14 protein-coding genes and 1 tRNA gene are annotated in these 18,465 nt (G+C 37.4%); 8 read left to right on the forward strand and 7 right to left on the reverse strand.

The window, feature by feature from the left end; genetic code table 11:
* Window positions 1–129 precede the first annotated feature (129 nt).
* From FVQ77_02980 to clpX, 7 genes are all read left to right on the forward strand, one after another.
* The gene (locus tag FVQ77_02980) at window positions 130–2,181 is read left to right on the forward strand and encodes a sulfatase-like hydrolase/transferase (GenBank protein ID MBW8049306.1); all 2,052 of its coding nucleotides are present in this window, start codon (window positions 130–132) and stop codon (window positions 2,179–2,181) included.
* Window positions 2,182–2,448: 267 nt separating this feature from the next.
* Entirely contained in the window at window positions 2,449–2,805 is a 357-nt protein-coding gene (locus FVQ77_02985; GenBank protein MBW8049307.1) for a hypothetical protein, read from the forward strand.
* A 24-nt stretch (window positions 2,806–2,829) separates the two neighbouring features.
* The gene (locus FVQ77_02990; protein ID MBW8049308.1) at window positions 2,830–4,173 is read left to right on the forward strand and encodes an MBL fold metallo-hydrolase; all 1,344 of its coding nucleotides are present in this window, start codon (window positions 2,830–2,832) and stop codon (window positions 4,171–4,173) included.
* 222 nt (window positions 4,174–4,395) lie between these two features.
* Window positions 4,396–4,478 (forward strand) — tRNA-Leu (locus FVQ77_02995).
* Window positions 4,479–4,572: 94 nt separating this feature from the next.
* Complete coding sequence (locus FVQ77_03000) at window positions 4,573–5,637, forward strand: hypothetical protein (protein MBW8049309.1); 1,065 nt, start codon at window positions 4,573–4,575, stop codon at window positions 5,635–5,637.
* Window positions 5,638–5,892: 255 nt separating this feature from the next.
* Window positions 5,893–6,579, forward strand: coding sequence for an ATP-dependent Clp protease proteolytic subunit (locus FVQ77_03005; protein MBW8049310.1), 687 nt, complete (start codon window positions 5,893–5,895; stop codon window positions 6,577–6,579).
* Between the two features lie 87 nt (window positions 6,580–6,666).
* Entirely contained in the window at window positions 6,667–7,893 is a 1,227-nt protein-coding gene (gene clpX, locus FVQ77_03010; GenBank protein MBW8049311.1) for an ATP-dependent Clp protease ATP-binding subunit ClpX, read from the forward strand.
* Window positions 7,894–7,949: 56 nt separating this feature from the next.
* Here the strand turns inward: clpX and lpxB are convergent, their stop codons facing one another.
* The 7 genes from lpxB to FVQ77_03045 form a co-directional block, all read right to left on the reverse strand.
* Window positions 7,950–9,110, reverse strand: coding sequence for a lipid-A-disaccharide synthase (gene lpxB, locus FVQ77_03015; protein MBW8049312.1), 1,161 nt, complete (start codon window positions 9,108–9,110; stop codon window positions 7,950–7,952).
* 102 nt (window positions 9,111–9,212) lie between these two features.
* The gene (locus tag FVQ77_03020) at window positions 9,213–9,638 is read right to left on the reverse strand and encodes a four helix bundle protein (GenBank protein ID MBW8049313.1); all 426 of its coding nucleotides are present in this window, start codon (window positions 9,636–9,638) and stop codon (window positions 9,213–9,215) included.
* Window positions 9,639–9,731: 93 nt separating this feature from the next.
* Window positions 9,732–10,151 carry a 6-carboxytetrahydropterin synthase gene (locus FVQ77_03025; GenBank protein MBW8049314.1) on the reverse strand — a complete coding sequence of 140 codons (420 nt, stop codon included), beginning with the start codon at window positions 10,149–10,151 and terminating at the stop codon, window positions 9,732–9,734.
* A gap of 464 nt (window positions 10,152–10,615) precedes the next feature.
* Window positions 10,616–12,361: a T9SS type A sorting domain-containing protein gene (locus tag FVQ77_03030; GenBank protein ID MBW8049315.1), complete on the reverse strand. Its 1,746-nt coding sequence runs from the start codon at window positions 12,359–12,361 to the stop codon at window positions 10,616–10,618.
* Between the two features lie 54 nt (window positions 12,362–12,415).
* Window positions 12,416–14,956 (reverse strand): hypothetical protein, encoded by a 2,541-nt coding sequence (locus FVQ77_03035; GenBank protein ID MBW8049316.1) that lies wholly within the window; start codon window positions 14,954–14,956, stop codon window positions 12,416–12,418.
* A 67-nt stretch (window positions 14,957–15,023) separates the two neighbouring features.
* Window positions 15,024–15,641 (reverse strand): T9SS type A sorting domain-containing protein, encoded by a 618-nt coding sequence (locus FVQ77_03040; protein ID MBW8049317.1) that lies wholly within the window; start codon window positions 15,639–15,641, stop codon window positions 15,024–15,026.
* Between the two features lie 175 nt (window positions 15,642–15,816).
* Window positions 15,817–16,566, reverse strand: coding sequence for a WbqC family protein (locus FVQ77_03045; GenBank protein MBW8049318.1), 750 nt, complete (start codon window positions 16,564–16,566; stop codon window positions 15,817–15,819).
* 76 nt (window positions 16,567–16,642) lie between these two features.
* On the opposite strand from FVQ77_03045, the gene FVQ77_03050 reads away from it, so the two are divergent.
* Window positions 16,643–18,265 (forward strand): GWxTD domain-containing protein, encoded by a 1,623-nt coding sequence (locus FVQ77_03050; protein ID MBW8049319.1) that lies wholly within the window; start codon window positions 16,643–16,645, stop codon window positions 18,263–18,265.
* Window positions 18,266–18,465 lie beyond the last annotated feature (200 nt).

Genomic DNA, 18,465 nt, shown 5'->3' on the forward strand with positions numbered 1-18,465 from the left:
ACCAATTTTAAGACTTTCTATAAAAATCATTGCATCATCATGATATTGTTAAATTGTCCTATTGTTCTATTGTCTATTGTCTATTGTTCTTACTACCTTTGTAATTCCATTAAGTAAATCTCTATTCAAATGAAGAAGAGACTATTTTTTCTTATAACTTATTTCCTGTTCTGGGTCATTTATTTTGTTATCACCAAAATCGTTTTCCTGCTGTATCACTACAAGTTGAGCGCTGAGCTTGATCTTGGTACAATTCTATTAATACTGGTCAATGGATTAAAGCTTGACATTTCATTCACTGCTTACACATCTGTTATCCCATTCTTTATAATCTCATTATCATATTATCTTCCTGATCGTTTTACAAAATATTCAATTACTTTTTATACGATAATTATCTTAATACTTGTTTCTGTATTAACTGTGATAGATTTGGAATTATACACATACTGGGAATACCGACTGGATGCAACTCCATTGATGTATCTTAAAACTCCTAAAGAAATGTTTGCATCGGTAGAAATGTCCCAAATTCTGGGCGGTATTTTCTTTTTTGTAATCCTTATTGCCGTTTCGGTTTATTTATTTTTAAAGTCGCACAGCCCCTACCTCCCCCCTCTAACTCCAAGCCCCCCTGAATCGGAGAAACGGAGAATCGGAGAAACGGAGAACAGGAAAACGAAGCGATTCACCGATTCACCAATTCACCCATTCACCGATTCGGTAAGGAATAGTGGCAGGAGGGATTTAGGGGGGGCTGGTTTTATTATTATCCTTTTTCTAACAGCATGTTTGATCATTCCCATCAGGGGTGGTTTTCAACTCGCTGCCATTAATCAAAGTCACGTTTATTTTTCAAAAAACAACTTTGCCAATCATGCTGCCGTCAATGTACCCTGGAATTTTTGTCATTCTATCGTTGAAAGATCTTTTGAAAAAACAAATCCCTATAACTACTTACCTGAAGAGGAAGCCAAAGAAATTGTTAAAGAGCTGTTCAAAACTACTTCTATCCAGGAACAAGGGATGGATGGAGAAATCCAAAACCTGCCCGCCAAAGGCCTATGGCAGGCGGGTCTAAAATCTAAAATCCAAAATCCAAACGTACTCCTTATCATTCTTGAAAGCTTTACTTCAAAACTTATCGGATCATTAGGTGGAGAAAAAGGGATCACTCCTAATTTCAATAAACTGACAAAAGAAGGAATATTATTTACAAACATCTATGCGAGCGGAGATAGAAGTGATAAGGGACTGCCAGCTATTTTGAGCGGCTTTCCTGCTCAACCTGTAAGGTCTATAGTTATGATACCAAGTAAGACTGCTAACCTACCATTCATAAGCAAGATATTTAAAAAGAATTTTTACCATACATCCTTCTATTATGGCGGTGAGTTAGAATTTGCCAACATTAAATCTTACCTGATCAATGGGGAATTTGATAAAATAGTTGGCAAAGATGATTTTGATCCAAAGAATTGGAATTCCAAATGGGGAGCGCATGACCATGTGGTTTTTGACAGGCTGCTGGATGATCTGGATGTTACGCCAACACCATTTTTTACTACAATATTTACCCTCAGTAGTCACGAACCGTTTGAAATACCAAAAGCTCCCCTCGGTGGGGTTAGGGGGGGGCTGGATGAAGGGGCAAGATTTTTAAACGCTGCTCATTATACAGATTGGTCATTAGGAGAATTTATTAAACAGGCAAAAAACAAAGCATGGTGGCATAATACCTTGATCATAATCACCGCAGATCACGGTCACAGGCTCCCGGGATATTCTGCATTGCATCAAAGAGAAAAATTTAAAATCCCCATGCTATGGATAGGAGGAGCTATAGAAGATGGAAAATGGGAAATGGGAAATGGGATCAATAAACAAGTTGCTATCATTGATAAAATCGGCTCACAGACGGATATAGCAAAAACATTGCTCAATCAGATTGGCTTTGAGAGTAAAGGATTTGTCTGGAGTAAAGATCTGCTTGCACCCGGATCAGGATTTGCTTTTTACGTATTCAATGATGGATTTGGCTATATAGATACAACCGGTTATATAATATTTGACAATATTTCCGCAAATGTTATGGATGATAAAAACAACGTGACGAAGAGTACTGAGCGCAAAGGGCAGGCGTATTTACAGCTTTCGTTTCAGGAATATTTGGATTATTAAACGCGTGGCGCATAGCCCCGCAGTCGGCAGTCCGCAGTCGGCAGTCCACAGTCGGCAGTGCACAGTCGGCAGTCACAGTCGGCAGTCCACAGTCGGCAGTCCACAGTCGGCAGTCCACAGTCGGCAGTCCACAGTCGGCAGTCAGCAAATTTGCCGACTGCCAACTGCCAACTTATTTATGTGCGGGGCATGGCGTTTGCGGTTATTGTTTGGATGTTTACTTTTTTATTTGTATATTTGTTTTTTATTTACAGCAAGTCTTAAACCATGAATAATTTGATGTTTAAAAAGCTATTGTTTCTGGTATTGATTTTATTTTTCTTGGGCGCTTTTTCTTTCGCTCAGAGTGAAAATGCCACCCCCCTATCCCCCCTACCCTCTCTTGATAAGGGGGAAAAAGATGATGGTAAAATTCCCTCTGGTAAAAAAAATAATACTAATGCTACCCCGGGTACCCTGGATGAAGGATCGCTTGAAAAGGATCAGGGTAAGGAAGTGCTGGATAAAGATGGAAAATCATTAAAGAGCAAGGGTATATTGTCTCCGGAAGGTAATCAAGAACCTAAATACCCTGCCGGCCACAAACCAATAAAAATTTCTGATAAGAATTGTCCGGTAACTTGATTTATCGGAATTTCAATGTTTTTAATGAAAATTGAACAATTTTACGATGGATCATTAGCCCATGCCTCTTACGCTATTCTAAGTAATGGTGAAATGGCAGTTATTGACCCAGGGCGCAATGCACAGCCTTACTATGAATTTGCCCGTCTTAATAATGCCAAAATTGTGGCTGTAATTGAGACACACCCCCATGCTGATTTCGTCAGTAGTCATCTTGAAATCAGTAAAAAAACAGGAGCAACCATTTATGTAAGTAAATTACTCGGAGCTGACTACCCGCATTGTAGCTTTGATGAAGGGGAAACGATTAAATTGGGTGACGTGACACTAAAGTCCCTAAACACGCCCGGCCATTCTCCTGACAGCATTAGCATAGTGCTGGAAGATGAACATGGTAAAGATTATGCAGTATTTACCGGTGATACCTTATTTATCGGGGATGTAGGCAGACCGGACTTGAGAGAAAAAGCAGGCCATGTTACCGCTAAAAGAGAAGGATTAGCCAGGGACATGTATCGTTCTACAAGAGAAAAGCTCATACCCCTGGATGATGATGTGCTGGTTTATCCTGCTCATGGTGCCGGCAGCCTTTGCGGCAGGCACTTAAGTCCTGATCTGAGCAGTACAATGGGCAAAGAAAAAAGCAATAATTATGCCTTGCAGCCAATGAGTGAAGATGAATTTACAGAGGTGCTGCTAAAGGATCAGCCTTTTGTACCTAAATACTTTGGTTATGCTGTGGAGCAGAACAAGAAAGGCGCCCGCGACCTTGAAGAAAGCGTTAAAGCCGTTCCACGCATTGAGTTCGATGTAAACCTGGCAGGTTTTCTAATTATTGATACCCGTCCGCAACAACAATTTAAAGCAGGACATATAAAAGGAGCTATCAACATTGCTGACCTGGAAGGTGACAGGTTTGAAACCTGGTTAGGTTCCATTATTGGCCCCGAAGAAAAGTTTTACCTGACTGCTGAAAATGAAGAAGCCCTGGAAAAGGTAATCCGCAGGATAGCTAAAATAGGATATGAGACCAACATTAAAGCGGCTTTTGTTAATCCTGATAACACTAATGAGACAAATCCATCATTAGACCTGGAACATTTCAAATCTGCCCCTGATTCATATACTGTCATTGATATAAGAAATGAATCGGAAGCGAGGGACAGTCAGCTATTTTCAAACAGCCTCAATGTTCCTTTACCCCAGTTAAGAGAGCGTATAGATGAAATACCTTTAAATAAACCGATCGTTGTTCATTGTGCCGGTGGTTATCGTTCGGCTGCGGGTTCTTGTATTATCAGGAATCATGTTAAAGATGTGGTGGTATATGATTTGGGGGAAGTGGTGATGGAGTTTGGTTTAGAGTAAATTTGTATATCAAAGGAAGATGTAGCTAATATTTTAAGAGTTACAGTGAACGTAAAAGTGAAAGTGAAAAAATAACCACTCTCACTTTTCCGAGCTACTATAATAGTATTTCCAATCTTATTTCTTACCTTCGCCCCGAATCTATTTAATGATTTACCGATTTGGAAATTTATTGATTTGTGAATCACCAAATCTCTAAATCAAAAAATCGCCTAATAGCCTGCGGATGTGGCGGAATTGGTAGACGCACTAGCCTTAGGAGCTAGCGGGCTTTGCCCATGGGGGTTCGAGTCCCTTCATCCGCACGAAGAAATGCCTAAAATGCACTAAATTCCTGAAATTTTTGTTCAGTATAAACATCAATTTCTTTAATTTTAGGCATTATTTTAGAAATTTTTCATGCAAATAACATTAGATAATAAAGATTCAGGAAATGCTGCTCTCAAAGTAAGCATAGCCAAAGAAGATTACCAGTCAAACATAGACAAAAAAGTCAAGGACTACGGAAAAAGCGCTAAATTAAAGGGTTTTAGGCAGGGTAAGGTTCCTGTATCTATTATAAAAAAAATGATCGGGAAAAGATTGCTCATTGATGAGATCAACAATCTTGTAAGGGAATCGGTCAGTAACTATCTGAAAGAAAATAAGATCAAGCTTATCGGTGAGCCTTTGCCGGATAATGATAAAAACAATAATATTGACTGGGAGAATCAAAATGAATTTGAATTTAAATATGATATCGGCATTACACCTGATTTTATATGTGATATTTCAAAAAAGCTGAGGCTAAACAGGTACAAGATTAAAATTACCGATAAAACTGTTAATGATGCCATTGATGACCTTGTAAAGAAAATTGGCAGCAAAAATAAAAAAAGTTCTCCTTCACTCGACCAGCAATTTTTTGATAAGGTGTTTGGAGAAGGGGTGGTTAGGAGCAAAGAAGAATTTACTGAAAAATTAAAAGAAACAATTGCCCATAATTATGAAAAGGAATCTGATAATTTCTTATTAAAGGAGATTCGGGATATGATATTACTAAATACTAAAATGGATCTTCCAATGGATTTTCTTAATAAATGGTTTTCGGTTTCTAACAATGGTGATCTTACTAAAAAACAATTTGTTACTGTGTTTGATGATTATGTTCAGGAGCTCAAATGGTCGCTTATTCAAAATAAAATTGCTGATGATAATAAAATAAAGGTCACTAATGAAGAAATATTACAAATGGCAACTTTAATTGTAAGATCTCGTTATGCTAACCTGGAAATGAATCAGCAAACAGAAGAAAATATTAATGCCTTTGCTAACAATTATTTAAAAGAAAATGACGGTAGAAATTACCAGAACTTGTATCAGCAACTGTTTTTTCAGAAAACAACTAAATTTATAAAGGAAAATATCACTATTAAAGAGAAAAAAGTAGATATAGAGGAATTTAAAAAGCTTGCGGTTGAGTGAAGACCCGATGCTAATAATTAAGAACTTATCTTCGCAAATTAATTAAAAAATGAAATTACTAAATATTGAGCGAAGTAAAAATAATATAAAGTTACTGGGTACTGGGTGCTGGGTACTGGTAGAGTGAATACTGTCAGAAAGAATTACTAATAACCCAGAACCCAGTAACCAGAGCCCAGTAGCTGTTCATTAAGAGCACAAATAATAGATTTGAATATAAATTTCATTTAAACATTGAAATTCCGACTACAGTAAATTATGCTCAACAAAGAAGAATTCAGAAAATACGCCATAAAAGCCCGGGGTATGAGCTCAATGGTGGTTGATGATTATATCAGTACGGTGGAAAATATGACCCGTTCGGTGATAGAGGAACGCCCTACACATTTTAGAGAAATTGATGTTTTTTCTCGATTGATAATGGATAGGATCATTTTTTTGGGCTTACCAATTGATGACAATATTGGAAATATCATCACAGCACAATTATTATTCCTGGAATCAACAGATGCCAGCAGGGATATCCTGATGTATATAAATACTCCCGGAGGATCGATTTATGCAGGTTTGGGTATCTATGACACTATGCAATATATAAATCCTAAAATTGCAACTATATGCACTGGCTTAGCCGCATCAATGGGCGCTATTCTTCTCTGCGGGGGGGCAGCCGGAAGAAGATCTGCACTGCCTCATGCGAGGATTATGGTGCATCAGCCCATAGGTGGGATTCAGGGACAAGCTTCGGATATTGAGATTACTGCCAGGGAGATCCAGAAATTAAAAAAAGAATTGTACGAGATCATTGCACTTCATACAGGTAAAGAATATAAAAAAATATGGAATGATGCTGACAGAGATTACTGGATGACAGCAGAAGAAGCGAAAAAATATGGTCTCGTTGATGAAGTGCTGCTGAAGCGCAAAGCCAAAGACGCATAGTGTAGTACTTAGTTGCAAAAGTAATAGTTATTATGACACTCAATTATACTTCTCAATTACTATTGAATTACTATCGTAAATAAAAAAATGGCTTTAATCACTTGTTCATTTTGCGAAAAGACCAAAAAAGATGTCGCGTTGATGATATCAGGCATTCATGGCCACATTTGCGATGAATGTATAGCTCAGGCGCAACAAATTTTAAAAGAAGAGACCAAAGGTAAAGACGGAAGATACTCGCCCAAATTTACCCTTATCAAGCCTGTAGACATGAAAAAATTTCTCGATGAGTTTGTAATAGGCCAGGATGCTGCTAAAAAAGTGATAGCAGTAGCGGTTTATAATCATTACAAACGATTAATGCAGAAGAGAGTTGATGAGGATACCATTATCGAAAAATCAAACATAATAATGGTTGGTGAGACCGGTACAGGCAAGACCTATCTTGCCCGTATGCTTGCAAAGATACTGCAGGTTCCATTCTGTATTGCTGATGCAACTGTATTAACTGAATCAGGTTATGTAGGTGAAGACGTTGAGAGTGTATTGACAAGATTGTTGCAGGTAGCTAATTTTGATCTTGCTGCAGCCGAAAGAGGTATTGTTTATATTGATGAAATAGATAAAATAGCCAGGAAAGCTGACAACCCCTCCATTACAAGAGATGTGAGTGGTGAAGGCGTTCAGCAGGCATTGTTAAAATTGCTTGAAGGTACTACGATAAATGTCCCCCCAAAAGGCGGCAGAAAACATCCTGAACAAAAGATGATCGTTGTAAATACTGAAAATATTTTGTTTATCTGTGGTGGCGCATTTGACGGGATAGATAAAATAATTGCAGGGCGCTTGAATAAAAGGCCTATCGGATTTGCCAGTAAAGATGATGAAGATTTTGAGTTTATTAAAGATAATATATATCACTATGTTACCGCTCAGGATCTAAGAACTTATGGACTTATCCCTGAATTGATAGGCCGCCTGCCAGTGGTTACTTACTTAGACCCGCTTGATAAGGAAGATTTAAGAAAAATTCTTACTACGCCAAAGAATGCGATTATAAAACAATATATTAAGCTCTTTGAGATGGAAGGTATCAAGCTAAAATTTCAAGAAGAAACATTGGAATATATTGTAGATAAAGCTATGGAATATAAGCTGGGAGCAAGAGGTTTAAGGTCCGTATGCGAAACGATTATGACAGATGCTATGTTTGAACTACCATCAAAAGAAGGAGTTGATAAGTTTGTGGTCACAAAAAATTATGTTGAAAAAGAGTTTGAAAAGTCGAAGTTTAAAGGGCTGAAAGTTGCCTAAAGCGCAGGGCGCATAGCGCATGCCAAAAGGGCCTGAGCATGGTGGAACGCCCTGCGCTATGCGCCCTGCGCCAGATACTTCACCATCAATGAAGCTGCTTTGGCAGAAGCCCCCTTTTCCCCCAGCATTAACCCGATCTTCTTAAATTCTTCAATCTGTCTATTTCTACATTCTGGGTTAAAAAGCACCTTTTTGAATTCATCAATGATATTGCGTAGATTATAATCCTGCTGTATCAATTCCTTCACTATTTCCTTCCCTGCAATTAAATTTTCCAAAGAAATATATTTGACTTTTATTAAAAGCCGTACGATCAGGTAAGAGATCACGCTGGTTTTGTAACAAACAACATGAGGTATTCCCAGCAATGAAGTTTCCAAAGTCGCTGTGCCTGATGTCACCAGCGCAGCTTCTGAATGAGCTAACAGATCATAGGTTTGATCGTAGACGATCTTAAGGTTTTGGATTTCGTTCCGCCTTTCCCCTGCAACTCTGGGGACACTGGGGATTGGATTTAGGATTTGTTCATATAATGAACCAGACACATTGGAAACTGCTGCTACTACAATATGATAATCGCCAAATGCCTTACAGATACTATTTACAAAAGGCAACATTTTTTTAATTTCCTGCCTGCGGCTGCCGGGGAGTATTGCCAGAATTGGCTTTTGATCAAGCTCGTGTTGTTGTCTGAAATTGTGATTTATTTGATGGCCTGATACAGCATCCAGTGTCGGGTTGCCTACGTAATCTACCTGGTAATCAAATTTTTTGTAAAATTCTTTTTCAAAAGGAAAAATAACAAACATCCTGTCAACCAGCTTCTTTATTTTGAAAACCCTCGACTGATTCCATGCCCAAACTTTTGGAGATATATAATAAAAGACTTTATACCTATGCTTTTTGGCAAATTTTGCTACCCTCATATTAAAGCCGGCAAAATCAACTAAAATGAGTACATCTGGCTTATAACGTAGAATATCTCTTTTACAAACTTTCAGCAGTCTCAGCACTTTACCAAATTTAGCAGCCACTTCAAGAATGCCCATAAAAGAGAGCTCTTTATTGTGAATTGCAAGGGTTGCGCCCTCTTTTTTCATTGTATCACCGCCACAACAACGAAATTCCCAATTTGTATCTCCTTTTTTTATCTCCTTCATCAGGTTAGACGCATGAAGGTCACCGGAACTTTCACCTGCTATAATATAATATTTCATTGCGTCAGGACTCTAAACTTCTTCGTTTATTATCTTTATTAATTGCATGGTTGCATGGTTGCATGACTGCATGATTGCATGGATGCATGGTTGCATGACGTGTTATTGATAATTTGATTTCCATTTGTCATTTGAATTTAATTTTGATATCAGGTTTTTATTCATTTTAATCATTTTATTTTCAAACTCATAGATTTTGTCATCATAAATTATAAAATCATCTTTACTTATCTGTGATGTAGATTGAAGTGCAAACATCTGAGTATAATTCTCAGCAGCCGAACTTAAAGAAATCTCATAATATCTCAGGTTTTCTTTTATACTTCTCCTTGAATATCCTTCAGCAATATTGCCAGACATAGAAAGTGCAGAATCTTCAATCTGTGCTTTAACTTTAAATGGAATTTGTGGATTTTTCTTTAGTATTTTGTGAACCAATATATAGAGTTCAATCGCTAATTGCCATATTTCCAGCTTTCTAAATCCACGATTTATATTACGGTTTCTATTTAATAATTTTTCATCCATAGTTTATTCTACCTTACAATCATGCATCCATGCATCCATGCATCCATGCATCCTTGCAACCATGCATCCATGCATCCATGCATACCTCCATATTTAAGTTTTCCCAAAATATTCCACATAATTCCTTGGCGTCTCATAAAGTTTAATACAATGCAGCCTGGCATTAGAGATGGTACAAATAGCCGGATCAAGTATTTTCCACACTTCTGCGACCAGATTTTCACAGCTTGCTATCTTTCCTTTCATAAAATCAACATCAAGGTTCAGGTTTTTATGATCAACTTTGTCAATAACCTTTTCTTTTATCACCTCACTTAGTTTATTAAAATCAATTACAAAACCTGTATCAGGTTCCACTGCCCCCTTTACTGTTACGATCAGCTCAAAATTATGCCCATGCCAGTTTTCATTAGCACATAGTCCAAACACCTCCTTGTTCTTTTCTACTGACCAGTTGGGATTACACAGCTTATGCGCTGCGTTGAAATGTTCTTTTCGGGTTAGGTAAATCATTTTGTAAAAAGAAACCACGAATTACACTAATTCTATTTAAAAAGCAAACATATAAAAAAAATGCCTGAAATTTAAAATATCTAAAATTTAGTTCTCTTTTAGGGTTTACCAATGATTGTTATGTGGAAATTTGGGTTATTATTTTATGGATAAATGGAAAGAGTTTGAAATGCAGCTGATTTAATAAACCCCGCACCCCGAGTACTCGGGGTGCGGGGTAAAGTATTAAAGATAACCACTTGATAAAGAGAAGAATAGACAAAAAGAGGAAAAATACGTCCTATTGTGAATAAAGAGCTGCATTAAGACAATATGTTGCAAAAAATAATAATAATAGGGTCAACCAGCACCCAGTAACCAGCATCCAGTAGCTGATAATTTGATGCATGATGTTAATAATGATTACAATTTAAGTTGTTTTTTTTAATTTAGATTTTTAGGTTTTATTTATTATCTGTTAGTTTTTATTGATATATCACTTTCTTTGTTACTACCTCCCTATCACTTACTATTTGCAAGTAATATATACCTTTCACATATTTACTCAAATCAATAGGCAGGCTTACCTTACTTTTACGGTCTGGTAAACTTTGAGAGAATATCAACTTCCCGTTAATTTGATATAGAGCGATGGACAGGTTGCCGTTATTATGTTTATCAATTTTTAATTTAAATTGACCGTTGTTGGGATTGGGATAAATTGTAAAATAACTATTGAATATTAAATATTGGTTAATATAAGAAGGTTGATCAACATTAGATATATTAGACCTTACTGAATTATAAATAGTTGCTTTCAAAGAAGGTGTACAAATCGAAGGTGGAATAACCTCTATTACATATTTCACATTTCCCTGTTGCGGAGGCGACCAATCAGTATAGGTAAAATTTGTACTGAGGACAGAGGCTAATGAGTCAAAATTACCAGATACCTGATTATATCGTAAAATTGTGTAGAAATTAAACGTAAACCCTTCATAAGCATCCCATGTAAGATTTATTTCATTACCGGTACCCGGACTGGCGAGGAGATGAATCGTTTCGTGAAAATCGCCTAATGCACTTTCATTGCCACAAGAATCTATCACAGATAATTTATATCTGTAGGAGGTAGCTTGTGGATCCACAATATTACTAGTATCAACAAACACACTCAATGAGTTATAAAAAGCACTACCAATATGTGTGTAAGACCCAAGAATATTTCTATAAATCCTGATGCTATCAATATGAACAGGAGATACCGGTTTCTCCCATACAATTATGTTTTTTGTTGAAGTACTATCAATTGTTATTATACAAATAGGCTGTGGAAGTGGTGCGATAATATTTACAGTAACGCTATCTGAGGCGGTAGAACCATTGGTATCCAGTACCGTTACAGTATAGGTTGTTGTATCAAATGGAGAAGCTGTTGGATTAGCTAAAGTGGGATCATTTAAACCTGATGAAGGCGTCCATGAGTAAGTATATATACCACTGCCACCGAAAGCGGTTGGTGTACCCCCTATGACTACACTATCCATGCAATTAATATTAACATCAATACCTGCATTAGCTGTTAATATTGAAACATATATATGGACATTATCAATCATCCAGTAGGACTCACCGCCTGACGTTTGCGCTGAAAATATAAACCTTACCTGTGCATTCGAAACTCCTGAAACTATGGTAAAAATATTGAATAACTTTGAATTATCCAAAGGAGTAGCCATACCAGGGGATAATGTGTCCCATACTCTTACCCAGCTAGTTCCATTAAATACATCAACAATTATACTATCACCTGTATTTATCTGTAAGCTTTGATCCCATCTAAGCCATACAGTATCAAGTGCAGACGCATTAAAAACAGGGGATTTCAGAATTACTCTTCTACCGGCAAAACAACTGCATGTACCAACTAAGCAACATGATGAAACTCCTGGATACTGGCAATCATTGTATTTGCTGTCAAAGATAGCATGAAAATTATCAATAGGTGGAGTGATAGGTCTTGAATTAGGATTATCAAAATACCAGATATCCAAAGCGGGATCACATGCTTGAGTTAGGGTATCCCACCCGGCTGGCGGTGTAGAACCTGCCGCTGTAGAAAAATCTTCAAAGAAGATCACTTGCTGTGCAAAACTGAAGTTTGTGAGCGCTATAGCCGCAACGAAACTTCCGCATAAAGCTGCTGTTTTTTTATTAATGATGGTTTTCATGATAATTGTTGTTAAGTTTAATATTGTTTGAATTGATTTGTGTGAATAATCTTATTAAGGACCACCCGGAATATCAGGTATAGTTATTGAAACAGTATCTACCGGTGCGACTACGTCAATGCTTCCGTTAATCCATGGATTAGGTACAATAGTTTGAACTGAAGGGGGCGGGGCAGGTTTATCAATTGTATAACCCGGTGATACTAAATTACTAGTTTCACTTAGGGCATCATTGACTTTTTGCTGTGCTGCTGCGATTTTTTCCGGAAAAACAGTTTGTAAATGTTGTTGTGTAACTATTCTGGTTTGCTCTCTCGTTGCCAATCTTAAAGTTTCAAATCCTTCCCGTTTTGCCGTAATATGGTAACTGAAAGGCGCATTACACAATTGTCCTTGTCCCTGACCTTGGCCAGGTGTGTTTTGTACTACCTTGAATGAAGTAAGTGTTTTATCGGTAATGAATACTCCGTCTTTACAAAAACCTTCTAATTGAATTTCTACATGGTAAGGCTCATTAGTATTTATTAGTGATAGAAACTCCTCCTCGATATTTATTGTTGCTTCACCATTTACAAGCGTGCCAAAACCCAAATCTTCAAACCAAACTTCAGTACTTTCTGAAACATACGTAGTTTTTACTTCACCCAAATGATTCTTAACAATTGCATTTTTTGTCCCAACAACATCAAAAACACCAATAACTTCTACATCTCCATCAAAAAGAGCTGCCTTTCCTGCAGGATCAGTAGGATCTTTAAATGCATATAAAGCATTACCGCTTGATCCACTGCCGCTTAATGCCTGCACTGCATCTCCATCATTGGCAAAGCTTAATATACCGTTACCCGATCCGTTAGTAGTGGTAATTAAGGCGGTTCCTGTACTTGCAGTATTTTCAACATTAAAAGATGCTACTCCCGCAGAACTACCGGAATTGATCCCATGATAACTAAGCCCAAAACCATCGCTTTCTGAGAAAACCACAGATTCAGCCTGCGTTGCAGGAGCAGTAGTATGGGTACCTGAAAAATGCCCTGCATGTTTTTGCGGGCCTAAAGTATTACTGTAAGCCCTCATGATGGTACCGGTACCTTCTGCTGTAGCTTCTACAACATTACTGTCATTAGCAGCATTGAAATTATAAAAAAATGCGGTTCTGCCTATTCCAGTTGTAGCAGCATATAATGCAGTGAAAGCATTGTTATTAGTATTTAAGTTAGCAAACAACCCTGCCACACTGCCAAAGCCTATACCTTGATTTAATGAAAATAATGTAGGATCATTGACTCCGGTATTATTGATACTATTGAACATACCCGTAATACCGGTTCCGGAATTTGTTACTTCAAGGGCATTGCTTGTATTGGCTGTATTATTAACTTGAAATGAGCCTGCACCGCCTGTACCAGCAGCTAAGCTAACTCCCCTTATTGCATTGCCTGATCCATTGGTATGTGCCTGCAAGGCATTGCTGCCATTACCTGTGTTATCAATCTGAAACATACCTGCACGGCCTGTTCCAATAGTGCTGGCCCTTAATACGTCTACACTATGAGAATTATCAAGGGCGTCAAATGTCCCTATCGGTGTGAGCGGTAAATCAGATTCAACACGCAAAACTGCCTGTGTATTATCTTGATTTATTAAAGATCTGAAATAACCTGCTGATCCTCTTCCCACAGTCAAACCAACAATTGAAGGCTGGTAATTAGAAAATCCCATATTAAGACCCAAAATTGAATTATTTCCTTGTCCAGTAGGCCCCGTAAAAGTATTAAAACCTGAAAATGATTGAGCTATAATAACGGGAGCTATATTATTTTGATTAATAGTACTGGCTCCAATTGCTGATGATTGAACCCCTGCTCCTTCGTGAGCTACACTTACCGTTGGATTGGCACTATTAGTATCACTGGTAAATCTTGCGGCTCCGGTGACAGGTCCAAAGGCTTTGATTAGCAATCCCCAATGTGCTCCAGGCAGTACTTCAATTTTAACTGATCCATCATCTGCTGTGATAATTCTAGGGAGCCCGGGTGTACCATTATCATAAGCATCGTCCAGCGTACATCCACAAACAGCCTGCAATGCTACTTTTGCCGTATCAGCTTTAATCGCCACACGTGCAGTATCAGCCATCACAGCTTTTCTGGCTTCGGAAGCGCTAAAAGCAAAAGGCACTGAGCAGAACTGGGTCGTACCCATATCCCCAAAGTTAGTACCGCCAGTAATATCCATTTCCACTTTCAGGAAATGCTTTTTGCTTGCCCACTCAACCTCAGAAAAAGTCGCTTTTGCTCCTCCTGTACGCACCCCAGCTCCTATCAGCGCTTCAAACAAGCCGTTAACATCTGTGGCTGGAAAGTGTGTTTCCTCCCATTCCAACGTTCCATTAATCGTTCCGCTGAAAATGCTTATCCTTAATGATATAAGCTGGTTGCTTACGGGATTTCCCTGCTGGTCTTTGGCTAATGCCTGGTAACGAACAGCCTGGGGCGTTCCGTTTGCCATATCCTGTGCATTTACAGTGAGCGTTCCTAACGCTCCAAGCGTTAAGAACGCTGATAAAACGAGTAATAAATTTGTTGTTTTCATGATTTTTTTTTTATTCGTCTGACCACTTGCCCTACTCCCTACCCATACATAGTAGTCTGACGAAGAGTTATTGTTTGATAAGCTTTATTAATGTTTCTTTGGTTTCGTTTTGCTCTACCAGTCCAGTTAAACTTCTTTTATTTAATGGGGTGTAAGTTGTTTTTAAAAAGTACATACCATTAGAAAGTCCACTCAAATCAATTTGTATTTCTTCCCTAGTACTCGTGATTGAAGAATAAAAGAACGTTTTATCCTGCGTAACTTTAGCCCCAATTATATTGTACAATTCTATTTTTAGTTTTCCATTTTCGTTAGCAACAATATTTACAGTAACCATTTCAGTAAAAGGGTTGGGATATATTTTAACACTACCCTGGGTTTCTAATTCATCAATAATTGTCCTCTCAGATGATCGAGTTTGCAGTTCCTGGTACATTGGCTGCGTTAAAGATACACCTTTTTGCGAGTTTAGAACTGAACCAGTTGTAACAATGCTGTAAGATGAGATACTTTGAGCATCTACAAGAGTAGCAAAAAACATTGCTATTAATGACAATAGAATTATTTTTTTCATGATGTTTAGTAAATTATAGTTTATATGAAAATGCAAATAAACAAAATTTTCCCTTTCCAAGCAAATTTTGTAAGAAATTTGAGAAAGCCAGCAACTTTTATCGTCATTCATGGCAAAATATTTAGTTTTTGGTTGTTAGTTTTTGGTTATGGTTTGATAGTTTATGGTTATAGTTTTTTAGTTTGTTGGTCGTGCCATGAGTCCGGCATTAGCAAACTATTGAACCAATGAACTAAAACTAATAACCAAATAACTAAAACTAATAACCAAAAACCATGAACTAAAATTATGGTTCAAAGATTATTTCAGAACTTTGTAAAACGCTCAAAGCATCCCCCCCCTCACAAAACAAAAGATCAATAATGCTTAGATTGGCAGCAAATTTATTTCCAAAAAGCTGCTGGTAGTGACATGGTTTGAATAAATGTTTGCTTTCTTTTTTTTGGTTAATCACGTTTCTCATGTCATAAGTATTATCAGCAGGCGTTTCATTTGTAGAGACGTTGCATGTTGAAGATTCTCTGAAATCCCGATTTGTCGGGGCAACGTCTCTACAAATGAAACGTTCCGTGAATTCAATCCCACATTTTACCTGCAATAACTTTAGGCAAAGATCAAGCATTTCTGTGTTCAGATCAAATAAATACTTGATCTTCTTAAAAAGGATTTCCCTGAAAAATTCGGCATAAAATTCAAAATAAGGCGCTTTGCCGTAAGCAGATCGAATAGAATTCCAATGATTGTTTACCCAGTTCTGGTTATAATCTATTTGCACATCTTTATATAATATTTTTGTATTCTGCTTGCCCTGCTCCCCCAACTGTGTCTGGGTCTTCGACCTGCCCCACGCTCCCTGCTTTTTTACAGGTATTGACAGCATCTGCACCTTATTGGCTGAAAGGATATAACAACGGCTGCGGTAGCTCTGCTTTTCAAAAAATTCGTTTGCTTCTATCTCAATTTGCTTGAATTTTATTAAATGGCAAAAATATTCAATACAAGGAAGGTAATGTAGTTCAATTAGTAACTTTTGCATGTTGCTTTTTAAAAAATAAAATTTAACTTTATAATTTAACGGTTTTTGTTAGTTTTTCAAAGCCCCCTAAAACGTTATGCTTAATACTCCATGCTCCATGCGCTATGCGCTCAAACGACCTGTTTTATTCATATTCATATTTATCCAAAATATTACTCTTGTAGTGAACGGGCTTGCAGGGCAAAAATACGTTTTTGCTCTACAAACCCGTTCACTACAAGCCACAATAGATTATTGCAGGTTTAAAGTTACGGATACAACCAGTATTCTTGAAGTTTATATCAGCATAGATGGTAATTCACTACACTATATTAAAAAAAGCAAGGATAAATACCAGGGATCGGTATTTGTAACAATTCAGCTTTCCGACAGCAAGGATACAATCTATTATGATAAATTTAATATGCTTTCACCGGAAATTGGTGATACCAATAAAACCATTTTCAATTTTAGTACTCAAAAACGCATCTATCTAAAAAATAATAATTACAACCTGGCATTGAGTGTCAAAGATAATAATTCAGTGTCAGACAGCAGTTTTAACATATCAATACCATTAGAAATAGGTTATCCCCAGGGATTACTTTCCGTTAGCGATATTCAACTATTGGAATCTTACAAAAAACATGAGCCTGTCACCGGGTACTATGGGGCACAGACAGGTATGGAAAAACCACAAGAAAATGACTCCGAAGAATCCCGAGAACCCGGGATCAACGAGGCAGGTTTTGTAAAACACGGTTATCAAATGATCACCTACAATTCATCCTTTTTCCCTAAAAATGTTAATAAAATCAAATTTTATGCTGAGATCTATAATGCGGATGAAATTTTAGGCGGCAATGAGCCTTTCGTGGTTCTATATAAAGTAAGCCGTGCAAATACCAGCAGGCAATTAAAGAATATCGGCAGATTCAGTAAGCAAAAAGCCCTGCATGTAAACCCGCTTTTAAGTGAAATTGATATTACTAATCTCCCTTCCGGCAATTACTATTTTGTGATAGATGTGAGAGATAAAAATAATAATTCATTAGCTTCAAAAAAACACTTCTTCCAAAGAAGTAATCCTGTAGAAATTGTAGATATTGAAGGCGGCACAGAAAAATTGAAGTTTGAAATTGCCGGAACATTTGCTGATAAAATTGATAATCACAAAATAGGCGTGTATTTGTTAGCATTGAGGCCGGTAGCAAAAAAAAATGAGATAGATTTTATTTTTGCTTTAGTAAAAAGCGGTGATACGCTTCAACAAAAGCAATATATGTATTATTTCTGGGAAAAAAGAAGTGAATTGATGAAGAAGGGTGCGCTTGATCCCACCCTTTCGGGTGGTCACCCGTTAGGAGTGACATCCTTTATTAAACCTGAGCTGCTCTGGAATGACTATTTAAAAAGACTGAAGACCGCGGAAAAAAAATATTCGTCCCAAAGTATGAGGGTGTATGAAACCGACAGGGGAAGGGTTTATCTGCAATATGGTAAACCAAACAGGGTTGAAAATGAATTTACCGACCATACCAGGACCAATAATTCCAGCATACCCTATGAAATATGGCATTATTACACGCTAAAAAACCAAAGCAACAAGATCTTTGTTTTTGTTCAAAATAACAGGGCTGATAATAACTACAGGCTTATTCATTCAGATGCTATCGGAGAGATCCATAATCCAAACTGGAGGAAAGAGATTAAAAATTAGATATTGGATATTGGATGCTATATAAAAACTTATATCTTCTACATATTTAAAGTTATGTAACTAATCAGTCGGCAGTCCACAGTCGGCAATTGTTTTTTGCCGACTGGGGACTGTAGATTGCCGACTCCTGTTTTCGTCATTGCAACACCCGGAGCAAAAAATCAAGTCATTACCCAGCGGCAGAGTTGCTGCTGCTCTCT

The sequence above is a fragment of the Cytophagales bacterium genome (genome assembly GCA_019456305.1).
Lineage (GTDB): Bacteria > Bacteroidota > Bacteroidia > Cytophagales > VRUD01 > VRUD01.

Excerpts from the sequence above, each read along its gene's own strand:
- FVQ77_03035 (MBW8049316.1), bottom strand. The coding sequence starts at position 14,956 with ATGAAAACAACAAATTTATTACTCGTTTTATCAGCGTTCTTAACGCTT.
- FVQ77_03000 (MBW8049309.1), top strand. The coding sequence starts at position 4,573 with ATGCAAATAACATTAGATAATAAAGATTCAGGAAATGCTGCTCTCAAA.
- FVQ77_03030 (MBW8049315.1), bottom strand. The coding sequence starts at position 12,361 with ATGAAAACCATCATTAATAAAAAAACAGCAGCTTTATGCGGAAGTTTC.
- FVQ77_02990 (MBW8049308.1), top strand. The coding sequence starts at position 2,830 with ATGAAAATTGAACAATTTTACGATGGATCATTAGCCCATGCCTCTTAC.
- lpxB (MBW8049312.1), bottom strand. The coding sequence starts at position 9,110 with ATGAAATATTATATTATAGCAGGTGAAAGTTCCGGTGACCTTCATGCG.
- FVQ77_03025 (MBW8049314.1), bottom strand. The coding sequence starts at position 10,151 with ATGATTTACCTAACCCGAAAAGAACATTTCAACGCAGCGCATAAGCTG.
- FVQ77_03020 (MBW8049313.1), bottom strand. The coding sequence starts at position 9,638 with ATGGATGAAAAATTATTAAATAGAAACCGTAATATAAATCGTGGATTT.
- FVQ77_02985 (MBW8049307.1), top strand. The coding sequence starts at position 2,449 with ATGAATAATTTGATGTTTAAAAAGCTATTGTTTCTGGTATTGATTTTA.
- clpX (MBW8049311.1), top strand. The coding sequence starts at position 6,667 with ATGGCTTTAATCACTTGTTCATTTTGCGAAAAGACCAAAAAAGATGTC.
- FVQ77_03050 (MBW8049319.1), top strand. The coding sequence starts at position 16,643 with ATGCTTAATACTCCATGCTCCATGCGCTATGCGCTCAAACGACCTGTT.
- FVQ77_03045 (MBW8049318.1), bottom strand. The coding sequence starts at position 16,566 with ATGCAAAAGTTACTAATTGAACTACATTACCTTCCTTGTATTGAATAT.
- FVQ77_02980 (MBW8049306.1), top strand. The coding sequence starts at position 130 with ATGAAGAAGAGACTATTTTTTCTTATAACTTATTTCCTGTTCTGGGTC.
- FVQ77_03040 (MBW8049317.1), bottom strand. The coding sequence starts at position 15,641 with ATGAATGACGATAAAAGTTGCTGGCTTTCTCAAATTTCTTACAAAATT.